22 protein-coding genes are annotated in these 17,603 nt (G+C 68.9%); 13 read left to right on the top strand and 9 right to left on the bottom strand.

Annotation, left to right across the window (positions count from 1 at the left end; genetic code table 11):
- Nucleotides 1-32: 32 nt before the first annotated feature.
- Entirely contained in the window at nt 33-1,220 is a 1,188-nt protein-coding gene (locus ACFOWZ_RS47670) for a cytochrome P450 (protein WP_382381265.1), read from the bottom strand.
- Nucleotides 1,221-1,310: 90 nt separating this feature from the next.
- On the opposite strand from ACFOWZ_RS47670, the gene ACFOWZ_RS47665 reads away from it, so the two are divergent.
- The 11 genes from ACFOWZ_RS47665 (at nt 1,311) to ACFOWZ_RS47615 (ending at nt 9,175) form a co-directional block, all read left to right on the top strand.
- Complete coding sequence (locus ACFOWZ_RS47665; protein ID WP_382381263.1) at nt 1,311-2,051, top strand: glycerophosphodiester phosphodiesterase family protein; 741 nt, start codon at nt 1,311-1,313, stop codon at nt 2,049-2,051.
- Between the two features lie 26 nt (nt 2,052-2,077).
- A complete protein-coding gene (locus tag ACFOWZ_RS47660; protein WP_382381261.1) occupies nt 2,078-3,013 on the top strand; it encodes a DUF5926 family protein in 936 nt (311 codons plus the stop codon).
- 44 nt (nt 3,014-3,057) lie between these two features.
- Nucleotides 3,058-3,393, top strand: coding sequence for a DUF952 domain-containing protein (locus ACFOWZ_RS47655; RefSeq protein WP_030465530.1), 336 nt, complete (start codon nt 3,058-3,060; stop codon nt 3,391-3,393).
- Nucleotides 3,394-3,556: 163 nt separating this feature from the next.
- Nucleotides 3,557-4,003, top strand: coding sequence for a SigE family RNA polymerase sigma factor (locus ACFOWZ_RS47650; RefSeq protein WP_382381339.1), 447 nt, complete (start codon nt 3,557-3,559; stop codon nt 4,001-4,003).
- A gap of 3 nt (nt 4,004-4,006) precedes the next feature.
- Complete coding sequence (locus ACFOWZ_RS47645) at nt 4,007-4,807, top strand: hypothetical protein (RefSeq protein ID WP_382381259.1); 801 nt, start codon at nt 4,007-4,009, stop codon at nt 4,805-4,807.
- Between the two features lie 330 nt (nt 4,808-5,137).
- On the top strand, nt 5,138-5,689 hold the full coding sequence (locus tag ACFOWZ_RS47640; RefSeq protein ID WP_382381257.1) for a hypothetical protein: 552 nt from the start codon (nt 5,138-5,140) through the stop codon (nt 5,687-5,689).
- Nucleotides 5,690-5,742: 53 nt separating this feature from the next.
- Nucleotides 5,743-6,336, top strand: a complete 594-nt coding sequence (locus tag ACFOWZ_RS47635; RefSeq protein WP_382381255.1) for a hypothetical protein — start codon at nt 5,743-5,745, stop codon at nt 6,334-6,336.
- 27 nt (nt 6,337-6,363) lie between these two features.
- Nucleotides 6,364-6,936: a hypothetical protein gene (locus ACFOWZ_RS47630; RefSeq protein WP_382381253.1), complete on the top strand. Its 573-nt coding sequence runs from the start codon at nt 6,364-6,366 to the stop codon at nt 6,934-6,936.
- Between the two features lie 28 nt (nt 6,937-6,964).
- Nucleotides 6,965-7,531, top strand: a complete 567-nt coding sequence (locus ACFOWZ_RS47625) for a hypothetical protein (RefSeq protein ID WP_382381251.1) — start codon at nt 6,965-6,967, stop codon at nt 7,529-7,531.
- A gap of 103 nt (nt 7,532-7,634) precedes the next feature.
- Entirely contained in the window at nt 7,635-8,042 is a 408-nt protein-coding gene (locus tag ACFOWZ_RS47620) for a YciI family protein (RefSeq protein ID WP_382381249.1), read from the top strand.
- 2 nt (nt 8,043-8,044) lie between these two features.
- A complete protein-coding gene (locus ACFOWZ_RS47615; protein ID WP_382381247.1) occupies nt 8,045-9,175 on the top strand; it encodes an RNA polymerase sigma factor in 1,131 nt (376 codons plus the stop codon).
- A 58-nt stretch (nt 9,176-9,233) separates the two neighbouring features.
- On the opposite strand, the gene ACFOWZ_RS47610 is transcribed toward ACFOWZ_RS47615, so the two are convergent.
- From ACFOWZ_RS47610 to ACFOWZ_RS47595, 4 genes are all read right to left on the bottom strand, one after another.
- A complete protein-coding gene (locus tag ACFOWZ_RS47610; protein WP_382381245.1) occupies nt 9,234-9,794 on the bottom strand; it encodes a ferritin in 561 nt (186 codons plus the stop codon).
- Between the two features lie 99 nt (nt 9,795-9,893).
- Nucleotides 9,894-11,081: an arginine deiminase gene (locus ACFOWZ_RS47605; protein WP_030465521.1), complete on the bottom strand. Its 1,188-nt coding sequence runs from the start codon at nt 11,079-11,081 to the stop codon at nt 9,894-9,896.
- Between the two features lie 147 nt (nt 11,082-11,228).
- Entirely contained in the window at nt 11,229-11,927 is a 699-nt protein-coding gene (locus ACFOWZ_RS47600; RefSeq protein ID WP_382381336.1) for a CPBP family intramembrane glutamic endopeptidase, read from the bottom strand.
- Nucleotides 11,928-12,000: 73 nt separating this feature from the next.
- Nucleotides 12,001-12,765 carry a DUF2470 domain-containing protein gene (locus tag ACFOWZ_RS47595; protein WP_382381243.1) on the bottom strand — a complete coding sequence of 255 codons (765 nt, stop codon included), beginning with the start codon at nt 12,763-12,765 and terminating at the stop codon, nt 12,001-12,003.
- A gap of 107 nt (nt 12,766-12,872) precedes the next feature.
- Between ACFOWZ_RS47595 and ACFOWZ_RS47590 the strand changes: the two genes are divergently transcribed.
- Together ACFOWZ_RS47590 and ACFOWZ_RS47585 are read left to right on the top strand one after the other, a co-directional pair.
- A complete protein-coding gene (locus ACFOWZ_RS47590) occupies nt 12,873-13,307 on the top strand; it encodes a hypothetical protein (RefSeq protein ID WP_382381241.1) in 435 nt (144 codons plus the stop codon).
- Complete coding sequence (locus tag ACFOWZ_RS47585; protein WP_382381239.1) at nt 13,304-13,768, top strand: hypothetical protein; 465 nt, start codon at nt 13,304-13,306, stop codon at nt 13,766-13,768. The genes ACFOWZ_RS47590 and ACFOWZ_RS47585 overlap by 4 nt, the downstream gene beginning before the upstream one ends.
- Here the strand turns inward: ACFOWZ_RS47585 and ACFOWZ_RS47580 are convergent.
- From ACFOWZ_RS47580 to ACFOWZ_RS47565, 4 genes are read right to left on the bottom strand one after another with little or no spacing between them, the layout of a single operon-like run.
- Complete coding sequence (locus tag ACFOWZ_RS47580; RefSeq protein ID WP_382381237.1) at nt 13,765-14,907, bottom strand: VWA domain-containing protein; 1,143 nt, start codon at nt 14,905-14,907, stop codon at nt 13,765-13,767. The genes ACFOWZ_RS47585 and ACFOWZ_RS47580 overlap by 4 nt on opposite strands.
- Nucleotides 14,904-15,536: an IclR family transcriptional regulator gene (locus ACFOWZ_RS47575; protein ID WP_382381235.1), complete on the bottom strand. Its 633-nt coding sequence runs from the start codon at nt 15,534-15,536 to the stop codon at nt 14,904-14,906. The genes ACFOWZ_RS47580 and ACFOWZ_RS47575 overlap by 4 nt, the downstream gene beginning before the upstream one ends.
- Nucleotides 15,536-16,699 carry a fumarylacetoacetate hydrolase family protein gene (locus tag ACFOWZ_RS47570; protein ID WP_382381233.1) on the bottom strand — a complete coding sequence of 388 codons (1,164 nt, stop codon included), beginning with the start codon at nt 16,697-16,699 and terminating at the stop codon, nt 15,536-15,538. Before ACFOWZ_RS47570 ends, ACFOWZ_RS47575 begins: the two co-directional genes overlap by 1 nt.
- Nucleotides 16,696-17,559, bottom strand: coding sequence for a hypothetical protein (locus tag ACFOWZ_RS47565; RefSeq protein ID WP_382381231.1), 864 nt, complete (start codon nt 17,557-17,559; stop codon nt 16,696-16,698). The genes ACFOWZ_RS47570 and ACFOWZ_RS47565 overlap by 4 nt, the downstream gene beginning before the upstream one ends.
- Between the last annotated feature and the right edge of the window lie 44 nt (nt 17,560-17,603).

Below are 17,603 nucleotides of genomic sequence, written 5' to 3'. Positions count from 1 at the left end.
TTGTTCTGGCCCGAAGTGCCTGGGTCGGCTGATCACTCTCCGTTGCCGAGTGCCAGCGAGTGCAGGCCGCGGATCACGAACTCCGCCCGCCGGTTCGGCTCCTCCGCCAGCACCGCACCGGGCAGCTTGCGGTGCAGCGACGACAGCGCCGCCTCCACCTCGATGCGGGCCAGCGGTGCGCCGAGACAGTAGTGGATGCCCATGCCGAAGCCGAGGTGCTGGTTCTTCTCGCGGCCGACGTCGAGCGTGTCCGGGTTCTCGAAGACCAGCGGGTCGCGTGCCGCGGCCCCGAGCAGGGCGGCGATCTTCTGACCGGGCTCGACGACGTGGCCGGCGATCTCCACGCGTTCGGTGGCGGTGCGTTCGAAGAGCTGCAACGGCGAGTCGTAGCGGATGAGCTCCTCGACGGCGGTGGGCATGATCTCCGGGGAGAGACGCTCCCACTGCGAACGGTGCCGCATCAGGGCGTAGACGCCGTTGCCGATCACGTTGACCGTGGCCTCGTGGCCCGCCATCAGCAGGAGCACCGCGGTGGCGACGAGCTCGTCCTCGGTGAGCCTGGCGCCGTCGGTGTCGGTGACCGCGACCAGGTCCGAGACGAGGTCAGCGCCGGGGTTCTTGCGCCGCAGCGCGATCAGTTCGCGCAGGTAGGCGACGAACTCCGCGGCGGCGCGTTCGGCCGCCTCCTGCTGTTCGGCGGGCAGGCCGTACTCGTACATCTTCACGATGGCGTTCGACCACGGCTGGAGCAGGTGGCGGTCCTGTCCGGGGACGCCCAGCAGCTCGGCGATCACCTCGACCGGCAGCGGCGCGGCGACGTGGGCCAGCAGGTCGGCCTGACCCTGGTCCTTGATCTCGCCGACCAGCTCGTCGACGAGCCGGTCGGCCAGCTCGGCGACCCACGGCCGCAGGCGCTCGACGTGCCCGCGGCCGAACGCGGCGGCCACCAGGCGGCGCAGGCGGGTGTGCGTGGGCGGCTCGTTCTCCAGCAGCGAGTTGCGGTGCAGGAGGTTGAAGGCCATGAACTGCTCGACCGGCTTCACGTCCGACCAGATCCGACCGAGCGAGCGGTGCCGCAGCACCGCCGAGCAGGCTGCGTGCGAGACAGCGACGGCGACGCCCATCTGCTCGTGGTGATGCACCTCACCGGCTTCGCGCAGGGCGGCGAAGGCCGGGTACGGGTCGGCGATGAAGGCGGGATCGCGCTGGTCGAACGTCACAAAGCGGGACGGTAAGTCGCGATCCGCGTTTCGTCCACGCCGATTTGATTGATGACTCAAATTGTTGTGCAGACACTATCGTCTGAGCTTGTGCAGCTGCCTTCCGTCGTCGCGCACCGTGGCGCGTCCACCGACCGTCCTGAGCACACCATCGGCGCCTACGAGCTGGCCTTGCAGGAGGGCGCGGACGGGCTCGAGTGCGACATCCGGCTGTCGAAGGACGGCGAGATCGTGTGTGTGCACGATCGCACGCTCACCCGAACGTCGAACGGCCGTGGCACGGTCAGCGCGCTCACGCTGGAAGAGCTGAAGAGGCACGACTACGGCAGTTGGCACCGCCACGGGCAGAAGGCCGAACTGCTGGTGCTCGACGAGCTGCTGGACCTGGTCAGGGGCACGAACGTGCAGCTCTTCGTCGAGACCAAGCACCCGGTCCGGTACCGCAACGAGGTCGAGCGCAAGCTCGTCGAGGCGTTGAAGAGGCACAGGCTCGACGCCCAGATCGTCATGATGTCCTTCTCGCCCACGGCCGTGAAGGTGTTCCGGGAGATGGCGCCGGACGTGCGGACGGTGCTGCTGCTCGACCGTCTCGGGCGGTACCGCAGCGGTGCGCTGCCCTCGTTCGCCGACTACACCGGGCCCGGTGTGCACGTGCTGCGCAACGACCCCGATTACGTCGATCGGGCGAGGCGCGCGGGGCACGAGACGTACGTGTGGACCGTGGACAGCGCCGAGGACGTCGCGCTGTGCCGTGACCTGGGGGTCCGCTACCTCGCGACGAACGCCCCGGCGAACACCCGCCGCCTGCTGACGGCTAACTTGGCGACCTGACAAGCCTGAACACGAGGAGGGCCGAGGTGGCCAAGCGGACTGCGGTCAAGGACGCACCGAAGGACGGGATCAACCCGAAGCAGCCCTGCCCGTGCGGGTCCGGCAAGCGCTACAAGGCCTGCCACGGCGCACCCGGCGGCGCGACGGACGTGATCGTGTCCCGGCCGTTCGAGGGCCTCGCCGCCGAGTGCGAGCTGATCGCGCTGCGCGAGTTCGTGCCGTCGGCGGTGGCGAAGCTGCCGGTCAAGGACGGTCGCGAGGTCACGCTCGCCACGGTGCTGCCGATGGCCGCCGCCGGCCTGATCCGCGGCGACGACGTGCCGTTCGTCGGTCTTCAGGTGCAGACGCGGTCCGGCGACATCAGCCGCGACCTGGCGCGGGCGCTGCAGTGGGCGCAGCAGGCGAAGACCGGTGACGTGCTCCCGGTCGTCGGCCCGGACAACGGTGAGAACCCCGGCCGCCTGCAGGACCTGCTCGACCCCGAGTCCGAGATCGTCCCCGTGCTGCACACCGACTTCGTGTGGTGGATGCCGGAGGGCACCGAGCCCTCGGGTGACGTCGCGCTGTCGCTGGAGCGCGCGAACGCCGCGATCCTGCCGACCGAGCGTCTCGACGCCCCCGGCGTGAAGGCCGCGTACTGGGTGGACGCGGGCGACAAGGCGCACCTGCGCTGGGTTCGTCCGGAGCCCGAGGAGAAGCTGCTGCCCGCGATGGCGCGCCTGGCCGCCCGCGGTGAGCTGGACCTCGGCGAGGGCTCGCGCTACGCCGGTTCGTTCCGCGCGCACGGCCTGCTGGTGCCGGTGTGGGACCTCGACCGCGAGATGCACGCCCGCGAGTGGGCCGACCCGGCCGAGGCGCTGGGCAAGCGTTTGCTGGAGGCCCTGGCCTCCGACGAGCCGCTGAGCGACGCCGAGCGCCGCGCCCGTGACGGCCTTCGCGGCCGCCAGATCACGCTGCGTTGATGCACAGGTTGTCCACAGAGCTGTCCACAAGGAGCTGTGGATAAGTGCTGCTGCACATCATCTCGAAGGCCGGCTGGGCAGCTGCCCGGTCGGCCGGGTCGATCTCGCCCGCCGGTGAGGACTTCGTGCACTGCTCCGACCGCGGTGTCGTGCACGTGACGGCGGGCAAGTTCTTCCACGGGCAGAGCGAGCTGCTGCTGCTCGTGATCGACCCGAAGCTGGTCGACGCGCCGGTCAGGTGGGAGGCGGTGGCGGACTCGCCGCTGTGGTTCCCGCACGTCTACGGGCAGATCCCGGTCGCGGCGGTGCTGGAGGTGCACGACTTCCCGTGCGAGCCTGACGGTTCGTTCGTTCTACCGGAAGCCGTTGCCGTTCTGTGATTAAGTTGGGCAACCGATCCGTCTAGTCGGGCGTGATCTCCCTGAAGCCAGTTGCTTCAGGGAGGGGGACGTGGCCGTGACGGCGGTGCTGCGACTGGAGTTGACCGCCGACAGCGGTGGGGGAAGAGCGGAAACCGTGGGGGACTTCGCGGAGTTCGTGCGCATGTCCATGCCCGGACTTCTCCGCTACGGGCACGCCCTGACCGGAAACCCGCACGACGCCGCCGACCTGGTGCAGTCCGTGCTGGAGAAGGTCGGCTCGCGCTGGGTGTCCGTGCAGCGCAAGGGTGACGACCCGCTCGCGTACGTCCGCCGGGCGATGGCGAACACGCACATCAGCATCTGGCGCAGGAGGCGTCGCGAGAACCTCGTGGCGGACCTCCCCGACAGCGGCGTTGTCGCTCCCGAGCTCAGCAGGCTCGAAAACGAACCGCTCTGGCAAGCACTGCGGTCGTTGCCGCCACGGCAGCGCGCGGTGATCGTGCTGCGTTACTACGAGAACCTCTCCGAGGTCGAGATCGCGAACGCGCTCGGAATCTCCTGCGGCACGGTCAAGAGCCAGAGCAGCAAGGCGATGGCGAGTCTTCGCACCCGCCTGGGAAAGGACTGACCGGTGGACCTCGACGACGAGCTGCGCAGGCTCTTCAGCGACGATCGGCTGGACGTCCACAGCACGCCGGACGCGACCGAGGCGGTCGTGCGCGGTGCCGAACGACGCCGACGACGGCGCTCGGCCACGACGACGGCGTTCGCCCTGGTGGTGCTGGTCGGTGCCGGCGCCGCGCTGACCCAGCTGCCCCGGTCCGACGACACGGCGGGCGACCTGCTGCCCACGTCCACCTCGAGCGCCTCCGCGACCACGACCACCACGGCGGTCAGCACGTTCACCTCGACCGCGACCGTCACCGTCGACCCGCCGCCGAGCTCGAGCGGCTCCAGCTCCGTCAAGACCGAGACCGGACAGCCGACCAAGACGACCATCCCCGCCGTCCCGGCGCCGCCTCAACCGCAGGCGCAACCGGGGCAGTTCGGGTCGCTCAAGCTCGGCATGTCCGAGGCCGACGCGCTGGCCACCGGCTCGCTGATCGAACCGAGCAGCGCCGCCGACCCGGAGAACCGGTGCAAGGCGTACGCGACGAAGTCGGTGCCCGACGCCAACGCCGTGATCATTTCTCCGGTCCGGGGAATCGTGCGGATAACCGTGCCGGGCTATGCCAAGACGCCCAAGGGAATCACCGTCGGTTCGACGGTGGACCAGGTGAAGGCCGCCTATCCGAACGCCACGCAGAGCGGTTCCACCCTGTTCGCGAAAATGGCCGCGACTCCGGCCTGGTCGTACGTCTTCGAAACCGACGGCTCGTCGGTGACCGCAGTCCTCATGCGCCTCGACGCCAACGACTGCTCGACGGTCTGACCATTTGATCTTGCCGAGGTTCCGCCGCTCTTGGGGGTGCGGCGGAACCTCGGCATCCAAGCTGGTCCGAACGGGTTGCGTTACTCCTTCGTGACACACCTCTGACAACCACCTCGCGGTCCCGGCGTCTTATGGATGTCCGAACGGCGCCTGGGGATGTACAGCCATCGGAATCCTGACACCTCGCCACGGGGAAATCGTGGCGGGCTGTTCGGTGTGCATTCTTTCGGCATTTGGTTCGTCGTGACTTTTCTGTGACAACGAACTTCGCAACCGCTTCACAATGTCGACGTCTCATGAGTGTCGAAACAAAAGCCTGGGGGGCTTGAAATGAAGAACACCGTCAAGATTGCTTTTGTCTCCGCAGTGGCCGCTGCTCTCGGCCTGACCGCGTGCACGTCCACGCCGGACCAGAACGCCGCCGCGCAGACCCCGGCGTCCACGCCGTCGACGTCCGTCATCACCGAGGTCGAGACCGCCACGGTCACCAACCCGCCCGAGCAGGCGGACAGCCGTCCCGGCTACGGCGCGCTCAAGCTGGGCATGACGCTGGAGGAGGCGCGGGCGACCGGCCAGACGAACCTGAGCTTCAGCGAAGGCAACCCGTTCTGCGTGGCCGACGGCACGGTCGCGATCTCGAAGCAGGACGGCGTCTCCCGGATCACGCTGCCCGCGGACGGCAGGACGTCCAAGGGAATCGCCATCGGCTACGGCATCGACCAGGTGCGGATGGCGTACCCGAACGCACAGGAGTACCGCGCCGGTCTTTCCGCGCAGCTCGACGGGTACAGCTACGCCTTCGTGATCGAGAACGACAGCGTCGTCGCCATCAAGCTCCTGAGCAACAACGCCGCGTCGGGCTGCGACCAGGCCGACCTCTGAGCAACCGCTCGAACAAAACCAACTGAACGAAATCTTTCTGGGGGGAAAGAAGAATGAAGCGCTCGATCGTCCTCGTCGCCATCGCCGCCGCCTTCGGCCTGACCGCGTGCACGTCCACGCCCGCGTCGGAGCAGAACGCCGCTCCGGTGACGCAGCAGCCGTCCACCACCGCTCCGTCGACCTCTGTGGTCACCGAGGTCGTGACCACCACCGTCACCAACCCGCCCGCACCGCAGGCAGTGGCGAAGGTCGACAACCGCCTCGGCTACGGCGCGATCAAGCTGGGAATGACGCTCGAAGAGCTGCGGGCCGCAGGGCTGACCGACCTGGCTTGGGAAGACTTCAGCCACGGGTGCGCGGCCGACGACAAGATCGCGGTCTCCAAGAAGAAGGGCGTCGAGCGGATCACGCTGCCAGCGGAGGCCAGGACGTCCAAGGGGATCGGTGTCGGTTCGACCTTCGCCGAGGTGAAGCGGGCCTACCCGAGCGCCTCCGAGTACCGCGCGGGCTGGTCGGCGCGCGTCGGCGACAACGCCATCTACGCGTTCACCGGCAGCGCCGAGCTCGACCACTTCGCGGACACGGACGAGGTCTTCGCCATCAAGATCGGCGCGATCGACACCGACTGCGCCATGGCCTACCTCTGAACCTCTTCATTTCCTGGGGGAAAGAAGATGAAGCGCTCGATCGTTCTCGTCGCCGTCGCTTTGGGTCTGACCGCGTGCACCGCCACGCCCGCGCCCGAGCAGAACGCCGCATTCACCACGCAGCCGCCGTCCAGCACAACCACGCCCACCACCTCGGTGGTCACCCGGACTCCCGCGCCGAAGGCAGTCACGAAGGCCGACAATCGCGTCGGCTACGGCGCGCTCAAGCTGGGCATGACGCTGGAGGAGGCCCGTGCCACCGGCCAGACCGACCTGACCTGGGAGGGCGCCGGCGACAACCCGTGCGTGGCGGACGGCAAGGTCACGATCTCCCGGAAGCAGGGCGTGGTGCGGATCTTCCTGCCCGCCGACGCCAGGACCTCGAAGGGGATCGGCATCGGCTCGACGTTCGCCGACGTCAAGAGGGCCTACCCGGACGCCCACGAGTACCGGGCGGGCTGGACCGCCGCCGTCGACGGCGACAGCCACTACGCGTTCCTGAGCAGCAGCAAGTCCGAGGACTACCACGCGCTCACCGAAGAGGTCGCCGGCATCAAGCTTCTCGCGAACGGCGCCGACTGCGTGCTCTCGTTGCTCTGAAAATCGAACTTTCCTGGGGGGAAAGAAAATGAAGCGTTCCATCGTTCTCATCACCATCGCTGCGGCTCTCGGTCTGGCCGCCTGCACCTCCACTCCCGCGCCCGAGCCGGACGACAACGCCACGTCCACGCCGCAGGCCGCGGTGGTCACCGAGGTCGTCACGCACACGGTGACCAACCCGCCTCCTCCGCCACCCGCCAAGCCCGTGATCGACTCGTTCGGCTACGGCAGCCTCAAGCTCGGCCTGACGCTGCAGCAAGCCCTGGACACCAAGTTGATCGGCCCGAACATCTACGGCAGCCCGGGCTGCACGTTGCACGAGATCCTGGGTACCGACCGGAGGATCTGGATCTCCCCGGACATCGGTGTCTCGACCATCAGCTTCAACGCCGACATGACGGCTGACGGCGCGGGTATCGGTGCGAGCGAGGCGAAGGTCAAGGCCGAGTACACGAACTTGGCACCGTCCGGTCCGACCTACCCCGCCCGTGCCGAGGCCGACGGCAACCCGAAGGCCCGGTTCGTCTTCCGGTTCTCGGAGGGCAAGGCCTACGAGTCCTACCTCGAGCTCAAGGAGCAGCGCTGCCACAACTAGTCAGAAAATCTTGAGCGGTCGTGTCGAGAAGCAGGGAACGGCTCCGTCCCCGTGGTGAAAGCGGCCAAGATGGGTCGCGACAGCACCAGAGGAGACCTCAGAGATGGCCAAGTACCTGCTGCTCAAGCACTACCGCGGCGCCCCTGAGCCGGTGAACAACGTGCCGATGGACCAGTGGTCCCAGGACGAGATCACCGCGCACATCCAGTACATGAACGACTTCGCGGACAAGCTCAGGTCCACCGGTGAGTTCGTCGACGGCCAGGCGCTCGCCCAGGAAGGTGCGTGGGTGCGCTACGACGGTGAGGGCCGGCCGCCGGTCACCGACGGGCCGTTCGCGGAGACGAAGGACCTCATCGCCGGGTGGATGATCGTCGACACCGACAGCTACGAACGCGCGCTCGAACTGGCGGGGGAGCTGTCGGCGGCGCCGGGCAAGGACGGCAAGCCGATCCACGAGTGGCTGGAGATCCGTCCCTTCTACGGCAACGCGCCGACGATCACGGAGTAGACGTGGACGAGGCACTGCTCAGGAGCCTCACGCCGGCCGTGCTCGGCATCCTCGTCCGCCGCGGAGCAGAGTTCGCGGCGGCCGAGGACGCCGTGCAGGACGCGCTGGTCGAGGCCGTCCGCGTGTGGCCGGACGACCCGCCGCGAGACCCGAAGGGGTGGCTGGTCACGGCGGCCTGGCGCAAGTTCCTCGACGCGACGAGGGCGGACACGGCCCGGCGCAGGCGTGAGGATCTCGTCGACGCCGAACCGGAGCACGGTCCGGCGAGTGCCACCGACGACACGTTGCAGCTCTACTTCCTGTGCGCGCACCCGTCGCTGACCCCGTCGTCGGCGGTGGCGCTCACGCTCCGCGCCGTCGGCGGGCTGACCACCCGCCAGATCGCCCAGGCCTACCTGGTGCCGGAGGCCACGATGGCCCAGCGCATCAGCAGGGCCAAGAAGACCGTCGGCGGCGTGCGGTTCGACCAGCCCGGCGACGTCGCGACCGTGCTGCGGGTGCTCTACCTCGTCTTCAACGAGGGCTACTCCGGTGACGTCGACCTGGTCGCCGAGGCCATCCGGCTCACCCGTCAGCTCTTCGCGGCGATCGACCACCCGGAGGTCGCGGGCCTGCTCGCCCTGATGCTGCTGCACCACGCCCGCCGCGCGTCCCGGACGGACGGCGGCAGGCTGGTTCCGCTCGCCGAGCAGGACCGCGGGAAGTGGGACACGAGGCTCATCGCCGAGGGCGTCGAGATCCTCCAGGCGGCACTCGCGCGGGACCGGCTGGGCGAGTTCCAGGCGCAGGCGGCCATCGCGGCGCTGCACGCGGACGCACCGGAAGCGGCAGAGACCGACTGGGTGCAGATCGTCGAGTGGTACGACGAACTGGCGAAGCTGACCAACAGCCCCGTCGTCCGGCTCAACCGCGCCGTGGCCGTGGGGGAGGCCGACGGACCGCGCGCCGGGCTGAAGGCGTTGGCGGAACTGGAAGATTCTTTGCCCCGTTACTCGGCGGTGGCCGCCTACCTGCACGAGCGCGACGGTGATCTGCGAACGGCAGCGAGGCTCTACGTCGACGCGGCGGAGAAAGCGTCGAACCTCGCCGAACGGGAATACCTCACCCGGCAGGCCGCCCGCCTCAACAACTGAAAAAGGCCCGCCGAGGCGGGCCTTTGTGATCAGGCACTCGAGCGTGCGAAGAAAAAACTCAGAGCGCGCCACCGGCGGCGGTCGGTGCACCCGCGTCGGCGCCCTCGCCACCCACCGACTCGCGGGTGAGGAACGTCTCCACGTAGAACATGTTGCCGTCGGCGCGGTCCATGATCGTGAGCAGCGTCTTCATCGAGGAGACCTCCTCGACCTGCTCCTTGAGGAACCACTGCATGAACTGCTCGCCGATGTAGTCGCCCTCCTCGCGGGCGGCCTTGGCGAGCGCCACGATCTGGTCCGTGACCTGCTGCTCCTGGCGCAGGGCGAGGTCGACGAGGTCGCGTGGCGTCTTGAAGTCGTTGATCGGGGTCTCGGTGCCGGGAATGGCGACCGCGATGTCGTTGTCCATGAGGAACTGCACGATCATCATGGCGTGGTTGCGCTCTTCGAGAGCCTGCTTGTAGAAGTGCGACGCGAGGCGCGGGAGGTCCTCGTTGTCGAACCACACGGCGAGCGCGATGTACTGCTGTGAAGCAGAGAACTCGTTGCCGACCTGAGCCTGCAGGAGTTCGTGGAACTTCGACTTCTTGGACAGGATCTTCTTCACGTTCGAGGCCATGAGGAGTACGTTAGCCGAAAACGATCAGGCCCGCATTCCAGGAAAAGCTAACCTTTGTTTGGAAAGGTGATCCAAACAAAGGTTAGGCATACCTGATGATCACACCAATGGTGCGCGGTCGATCGGGCACGACATGCACCGGGGGCCGCCGCGGCCTGATCCCAGTTCGGAACCGGCGATGCGCAGCACCTCGACGCCGGCGTCCTCCAGGCGCGCGTTCGTCTCCACGTTGCGCTCGTACGCCACGACGAGACCGGGTCCGACCGCCAGCGTGTTGTTGCCGTCGTCCCACTGTTCGCGCTCGGCGGTGACGACGTCGAGGCCGGTGTCGATCACCCGCAGGCGTTCGATGCCCATCGCCTCCGCGGCCGCGTCGAGGAACGGCACGGGACCGTCCACGCGCACGCCACCGCTGCCGTCGGACCGCATCGGGTACGCCGTCAGCGTGTGCCTGATCGCCGGGTACATCACCACGGCGTCGCGGTCGACCATCGTGCAGACGGTGTCGAGGTGCATCGTGGCGCGTTCCTGCTCGATCGGCACCGCCAGCACCGTGTGCGCGAGACCGTCTGCGAGCGCGGAGCGGGCGAACGACTCCGCGCCCGCCGGGGTCGTGCGCTCACCGACGCCGATGGCGATCACGCCCGGCGCCAGCAGCAGCACGTCGCCGCCCTCCAGCGGCGCCGAGTGCGCGCCGTACGCGCGGCCCGTGCGGCGGAACCGCGGGTGGTAGGCGTAGATCAGGTCGGTCAGCGTCGTCTCGCGGTCGCGGGCGGGCAGCGCGAGCGACGTGATGGCCACGCGGTCGCCGACCCAGACCGACGAGTCGCGGGTGAAGAGCAGGTTGGGCAGCGGGTCCACGGCGAAGTCGATCGGCAGGTGCATCTTGCGCACCAGCGACGCGCCCTCGGCGGCGGGCAGCTCCTCGAACGTCATGCCGGTCATCAGCACCTGGGCCAGCTGCGGGGCCGGCAGCGAGGTGAGGTGGCTGCGCAGCGCGTCGGCCAGGTCGATGCCGAGGCGGCGCTCGTTGACGGCGCTGTGGATGCCCGCGATGCGCGCGCGGTTGTCCTCCAGGGCCTGGACCAGCACGTCGGCCAGCAGCAGGACCTCGACGCCCTTCGAGGTGAGCGTCGCGGCGAACGCGTCGTGCTCCTCCTGGGCCCTGCCGACCCACGGCACGCCGTCGAAGAGCAGCTGGTCGTTGTTGCGCGGGGTGAGCCTCTTGAGCTCGTTGCCCGGCCGGTGCAGCAGCACCGTGCGCAACGGGCCGACCTCGCTGTCCACGCGGGGCGCGGCGTCCGGGAGTGCTTCGGTCTCAGCGATCGTGTGCGCAGTCACCGAACGAGCGTAACGCTGAACAGCACAAATCGCCGCTGCTGGACCTGAAATCGCAACGAATGGCGGCTGTTCCCGGTTTTTGCCGTCGAATCATTAGGGCAACCAGCTGACTTTGCCGCGCAACATTGTGTAACCGATGAACGCGACGACGTCGAGGATCGTGTGAGCGATCACCAACGGCCACAGGCGCCTGGTCCGCTGCCAGTAGAAGCCGAAGACGAGCCCCATGACCAGGTTGCCGACGAACCCGCCGAAGCCCTGGTAGAGGTGGTAAGAACCGCGCAGCACCGCCGCCGCGAACAGTGCCGTGTACCTCCTCCACCCGAGCTGCTCCAGCCGCGTGATCAGGTATCCGACGACGAGCACCTCCTCCGCCCACGCGTTGCCGGCGGCGGCCAGGATCAGCGCGACGCTCATCCACCACTGGTTGTCCAAAGTGGACGGCTGGACGGCGAGGTTCAGCCCGAGCGCCCACGCCGCGAAGTAGAACGCGAGACCGGGGATGCCGATGATCGCGGCGAGTCCGAGCGCGCCCAGCGAGTCGGCGAGCTTGCGAGTGCCGTCGAGCCCGATCACGCGCAGCTTGATGCCGGTGCGCCACAACAGGTACAGGCCGATGCCGCCCCACGCGGCGAGCTGCAGCACGCCGAGCAGCTGCGCCACGAGGTCCAGCAGGTCGGCGCGCGCCTGCGGGACGTTGATCGCGACCGACTGCTGGTTCAGCGGCGTCGGCTGGAGCAGGCTGTCGATCAGGCGCACGAGACTGCGCAGACCGGACAACCCGAGCGTCATGCTGAAGACGATCAGCAGTTCTAGCTGGTAACCGCGCTTCTCTTCGGCCGGAATCAAGGTCACCCGCGCGAGGCTACCTCTGGGACAGGAACGGGCAGCCCATCAGCCGCCGCAGCTCGGCGGCGAGTTCCTGAGCAGTGCTGACCGGCTTGGAGAACGCGATCCGCACGTCGTGGTCGTCGCACTCGGCCTCGACCCGCAGCCGCAGCCCGAACCGGTCGAGCCCGAGCGGCCGCACGTGACCGTGGCGCAGCTCCTCCGGCAGGTGACGGGCGAGCTGGCCCACGACGTCGCGGTGCGCGGCCTCCAGGTGCCGCAGCCAGTGGTCCTCGTTGCGGCAGAACGGATCCGGCGTCGCGCTCGCGAACTGCTCCGGCCGGATCGACGACGTGCCCTCGGCGTCGGCGATCACCAGCGACGCGGGTGTGAGCCTCAGCACCGAAGCGCCGTGACCCGCGTCGAGCAGCCGGTGGTCCGGCCGCACGTCGGCGACCGCGAGGATCTCGTCGCGCGCCTCCTGCCCGTCCAGCGCGGAGACCCAGCCGGTGAGCCACAGCAACCCGCGAACCGGTTCACGCAACGGCACCGGTGCCTGGTCGGCGATCTCCAGCATCGCGGTCACCTCGGTCCGCGGCGCCTGCCACAGCTGCCCGACCAGCGGGTGTTCGTCGGCGAGCAGCAAGATCGTCGTGCCGCACGGGTGCACGTGGTGGAACAACGGGCTGGTGCGGCTGCCTGCCTGAGGAAGCAGTGCGGCGTGACCACCGCGAGCCGCGATCGTGCGAGCGCGTTCCGCGGCGTGCGGCGCCGGCGGGCGCTTGGTCTGGGTGTCGGTCACCACTGCACCTCCTCAAGGTTAGGCAAGCCTAACTTAGCTTCACTGATCAACGGAAGCGTCACCTGTACGGTTGACAGGTGGTCGTGCCAAACAAGCCGTCCACCGAGGTGACGGCGCTCGACGATCGGTGGACCCGGCACTGTGTCGACCGGGCGAGCCGTCGTGCCCTGATGTGGACAGTTCTCGCCGGTGCGGCCTTCGCGCTCCAGTTCGTGCTGGTACTGGTGTGGTCGTGGTCCTCACCGGCGGCGCTGGTCCTGCTCTTCTTCGCCGCGGCCGTGCTGTGGGTGGTGACGCGTCGCCGTCCGGTGCGTTTACCGGAAGGCGAACCGTGGCATTTCGCCCATGTGCAGTGGGAAGGAGGGCGTCTGGTCGTGTTGTCGTCGCCGCCTCTTTTGTTGACCTTGAGCGTCGGTCCCTTCCTGCGCGGGCGGATCGCGCGCCACAAGCGCGTGTGGTTCGTGCCGCCCGACTCGGCGGGGAACACCGTCGTCACGTTCCGCGGCGTGCCGCAGCTGATTCCGGCGCGTGTGCAGAGATGATCCCGAAGATCGGTGTCGAGAACTGGGTCGGGACCTGCCTCGCGCGGGCGGATCGGCGCGCCGTGGGGCACGTCCTGTTCGCCGTCGCGGTGTTCGGCCTCGTGCTGATGATCGGGTGGCTGTGGCTCACCGTGCTGGCCGTCCCGGTGGTGCTGGAACTGGCCGCGCCGGGGTTGCGGCACTTCTTCACGCGGCGCGGCACCCTGCAGCTGATCGAGCGGTTCCCGTTCCGGCCGGTCTCCGTGAACTTCGTGCCGGGCCGGCGCATCGGGCGCCAGGCGTACCTCAGGGTCGACGACTCGGAGAACAACCTGCGGCTGCCGGAACTGCCTGAGCGGGCGCGGATCCTGGTCCGGCACACCCGGCGGGTGTGGATCGCCGGTCCGGACGAACGCGGACGCCTCGTGGCGATGACGCGCGGACTGGCGTTCCTGGTCCGTGGACGGGTCGTGGAGCGCTAACGGCCCGTTGCGATGCCCTCGGACTCCGCCCACTGCGTGAGGTCGTCCTTGCGCAGCGCGGCCGCCAGCAGTTCGGGGAACTTGTCCGGTGTGCAGGCGAACGCGGGCGCGCCCAGTGCGGAGAGCTTCGCGGCGAGCTCGTGGTCGTAGGCGGGCGTGCCGGAGTCGCTGAGCGCCAACAGGTTCACGACCGTCACGCCGCTCGCGACCAGCTCGCGGACCCGGCGTTGCAGCTCGGCCTCCGAACCGCCCTCGTACAGGTCGCTGATGATCACGACGACCGTGTCGGTGGGCCTGCGGACCTGGGTCTGCGCGTAGGCGACCGCGCGGTTGATGTCCGTGCCGCCGCCGAGCTGGGCGCTGAACAGCAGGTCGACCGGGTCGCTGAGCTGGTCGGTCAGGTCCGCGACCTCGGTGTCGAACACGACGAGCCTGGTCGAGATCGACCGGATGCTCGCGAGCGCCGAACCCAGAACTGCCGCGTGCACCAACGAGTCCGCCATCGAGCCCGACTGGTCGACGAGCAGGATCACGTCCCGCATGGCTGCCGTGCGGGAGCGCCTGCGGTGGCCGATCAGGTCCTCGACGATCACGGTTTTGTGCTGCGGCTGGTAGTTCTTGAGGTTCGCCTTGATCGTGGACGCCCAGTCGACGTCGGGCAGCTGCGGCCGGTGGGTGCGCCGGGAGCGGTCCACGGCACCGCGGACGGCCTCGACGAGCCGGTCCTTCAGCCGCCTCTCGATGTCCTCGACCACCTTGCCCACCACGGCTTTCGCGGTGTCGCGGGTGCGGGCGGGGATCGCGCGGGAGAGCTGGAGCAGCGTGCTGACGAGGTTCACATCCGGCTCGACCGCTTGCAGCAGTTCGGGTTCGAGCAGCAGCTGCTTGAGGCCGAGCTTCTCGACGGCGTCGCGTTGCATGACCTGCACGACGGACGTGGGGAAGTACTTGCGGACGTCGCCGAGCCACCGGTGCAGCTGCGGGGAGCTGGCGCCGAGTCCGGCACCGCGATCGCCGCCACCGCCGTACAGGCCCGTCAGCGCGCCATCACGTCGTTGGTCGTCGTCTCCGAGCTGTGCGACGTCTTCAGCACTGGGGCCCAGCAGGAGGCGCCAGCGCCTGAGCCGCTCGTCCGTCATTTGAGCGCCGCCGCCACTTCTTCGGCCGCACGCACGACGTGTGGGCCGACAACGTCCGCATCGAGCCTTTCCAGCGCCACGACGCCAACGGATGCCCTGAGCCCGGGAACGCCGCGCACGGGTGCTGCGACGCCGAACGCGTTGGGCTGCAGCTCACCGGAGGACACGACCCAGGTTTCGGTGGGCTGCGAGATGGCCTTGCCGGCGGCCCCGCGGTGCACCGGGTGACGGGAACCCACCCGGTACGCCACGTGGAAAGCGGTCCACGACGGTTCGACGACCGCGACGGCCTGCGCCTCGCTGCCGTCCGCGACGGTCAGGTGCGCGGTGGCGCCGACCTTCTCCGCGAGCTCGCGCAGAGCCGGGTTCGCCGCCATCCGCAGCTGCGGGAGGACGTTGGAGGCGAGCCTCAGCACGCCCAGGCCGAGCCGGACCTTCGACCCCTCCCTGCGCACGAGACCGCGCGCCTGGAGCGGGACGAGGAGCCGGTACACGGCCGCCCTGGACGCGCCGATGGCCGTGGCGAGCTCCGAGATCGACGGCGCCTCGGACTCCGCCTCAGCGACCGCCTGGAGCAGCGCCAGACCCCGTTCCAGGGTCAGCGAGCTCTCCTTCGTCGCTCCGACCATCACGCACTCCGAACTGTGCCCACCACCTCGGCCAGGCCGACCACGGAGCCGCCTTCACCGGGAGCCGTCGCGGTCAGTCTGACCGTGTCGCCGTCCTCCAGGAAGGACCTCGTGGAGCCGTCGTCGAGCTTGAAAGGTTCCTTGCCGCCCCAGCTGAGTTCGAGGAACGAGCCGCGCTCGTCCTTCTCCGGTCCCGAGACCGTGCCGGAGGCGAACAGATCACCTGGGCGCACGGTAGCCCCGTTCACCGTCATGTGGGCCAGCTGTTGCACAAATGACCACGACATCTCCCTGAACGGGGGCCGCGCGACGATCGTGTCGTTCAGCTCCACCGTGATGGTGATGTCCAGGCCCCACGGCTGATCGCACGTCAGGTAGTCGTGCAGCTTGTTCGGCAGCGGTGGCGTCGGTACGCGTGCAACCGAGAACGCCTCGAGCGGGGTGATCCACGCGCCGATCGACGTGGCGAACGACTTGGCGAGGAACGGGCCCAGCGGCTGGTACTCCCACGCCTGGATGTCGCGCGCCGACCAGTCGTTGACCAGCGCGACGCCGAAGACGTGCTCGGCGGCCCTGCTGGTGGAGACGTTGGCCGACTGCGGTCCGCCGCAGACGAACCCGATCTCGGCCTCGATGTCGAGGCGCTCGGACGGGCCGAACTTCGGGCCGTCGCTGCCGCGCTTCTGGCCGTTCGGGCGCACGATCTCCGTGCCGGAGACGTACACCGTGCCGGCGCGGCCGTGGTAGCCGATCGGGAGGTGTGTCCAGTTCGGAGTGAGCGGGTCGCCGTCGGGGCGGAACATCCTGCCGACGTTCTCCGCGTGGTGCCTGCTCGAGTAGAAGTCCACGTAGTCGCCGACGGTGAACGGCAGCTTCGCGGTCTCGATCCCGACGAGTTCGGCGCCCTTGGGTGCGGAGGTCGCCGTGACGATCTCCTTGAGCTTGGCGCGCAGGACGCTCCAGACCGGACGGCCCGCCTTCAGCAGCGGGTCGAGCGAGTCGCCCTGGACGTACTCGCTGCACTTGCCCAGCGCGAGGCTCTTGAGGAGCAACGCCTGGTCGCCGACGCGGACGGCCACACCCCCGTCGACGACGCCGTAGGGGAGGGTCTGCGGTCCGAACGGCTGGTCTTCGGTGAAGTTCGGGTCGCTGATCCAGCTCACAGGAGTCCCAGCTCCTCGAGGTCGGCGACTGGTTCGGCGAGCGAGCACGAGCCGTAGCTCGCGAAGACGCCGCGGACGGCGTGGGCCGCCTGGTCGCTGAGCGCCTTGGCCTCGGCGGTGAGCGCCTCGGCGTCGGTGCTCGCCAGCGCCTCGCGGACGTCGCGGCCGCTGAGGGAGCGGGCCGTGGCGACGAGGAGGTTCAGGAAGCCGTGGTGGGTGAAGCCCTGCTCGTCGGTGTGGCGGACGGCCTTGTGCAGGCCCGCCGTCGCCTTGAACGCGACGCCGCCGCCGCTGACGACGGACAGGAAGTCCGCGACCTCGTCGACGCTCGGGAAGTTCTCCTGGGAGAGGCCACCGCAGCGCAGCTTGGGCCAGCTGCCGTGCTCGATCACCCTGCGGACGCCGTCGAGCCACTCGGGGCCGCCGCGGCGGGGCTCCACGACGCGGATGACGTCCTCGGGCACGAACTCCGACACGCGCTCGAGCCACACCTCGTCCACATCGGACGGTGCGGGCATCTCGACCATGCGCAGGGCGAGGAGCTCACTGCGGCTCTCGACGATGGACACGGCCTTCGGCACGCCGCCGAGGCCGGTGTCGATCACGAGGCTGAGTGCGATCGGCTTCGGTGGCTTGACCTTGATGAGTTCGGTGATCAGTTCGGCGAGCCGGGAGGCCGGACACAGGAAGAGACCCATGACGCCAGACCACTCGCCGACTCGTCCGTCGAGGTGACCGCGCACCGCGTCGGGCATCGACGCGTTCCCCGGAGGGAACAGCGCGGCATCGTCCACAAGCCTCGCGAGCAGGGGCGGAGTACCGCGCGGACCGGGCGCACGGAGTTCGACAGCGCTTGACACGGCTGACACGCTAGCTGGGTATCGGTAAGTGAACAAAGATGTCC

This window comes from Lentzea rhizosphaerae (genome assembly GCF_042649515.1).
Classification (GTDB): domain Bacteria; phylum Actinomycetota; class Actinomycetes; order Mycobacteriales; family Pseudonocardiaceae; genus Lentzea; species Lentzea aerocolonigenes.
The sequence above is the reverse complement of the archived record's forward strand: the minus strand, read 5'-3'. Positions and strand labels throughout refer to the sequence as shown.

Coding starts and splice junctions, on each gene's coding strand:
- ACFOWZ_RS47650 (WP_382381339.1), top strand. CDS start 3,557: ATGTCCATGCCCGGACTTCTCCGCTACGGGCACGCCCTGACCGGAAAC.
- ACFOWZ_RS47640 (WP_382381257.1), top strand. CDS start 5,138: ATGAAGAACACCGTCAAGATTGCTTTTGTCTCCGCAGTGGCCGCTGCT.
- ACFOWZ_RS47635 (WP_382381255.1), top strand. CDS start 5,743: ATGAAGCGCTCGATCGTCCTCGTCGCCATCGCCGCCGCCTTCGGCCTG.
- ACFOWZ_RS47630 (WP_382381253.1), top strand. CDS start 6,364: ATGAAGCGCTCGATCGTTCTCGTCGCCGTCGCTTTGGGTCTGACCGCG.
- ACFOWZ_RS47625 (WP_382381251.1), top strand. CDS start 6,965: ATGAAGCGTTCCATCGTTCTCATCACCATCGCTGCGGCTCTCGGTCTG.
- ACFOWZ_RS47620 (WP_382381249.1), top strand. CDS start 7,635: ATGGCCAAGTACCTGCTGCTCAAGCACTACCGCGGCGCCCCTGAGCCG.
- ACFOWZ_RS47610 (WP_382381245.1), bottom strand. CDS start 9,794: ATGGCCTCGAACGTGAAGAAGATCCTGTCCAAGAAGTCGAAGTTCCAC.
- ACFOWZ_RS47600 (WP_382381336.1), bottom strand. CDS start 11,927: ATGACGCTCGGGTTGTCCGGTCTGCGCAGTCTCGTGCGCCTGATCGAC.
- ACFOWZ_RS47585 (WP_382381239.1), top strand. CDS start 13,304: ATGATCCCGAAGATCGGTGTCGAGAACTGGGTCGGGACCTGCCTCGCG.
- ACFOWZ_RS47580 (WP_382381237.1), bottom strand. CDS start 14,907: ATGACGGACGAGCGGCTCAGGCGCTGGCGCCTCCTGCTGGGCCCCAGT.
- ACFOWZ_RS47575 (WP_382381235.1), bottom strand. CDS start 15,536: ATGGTCGGAGCGACGAAGGAGAGCTCGCTGACCCTGGAACGGGGTCTG.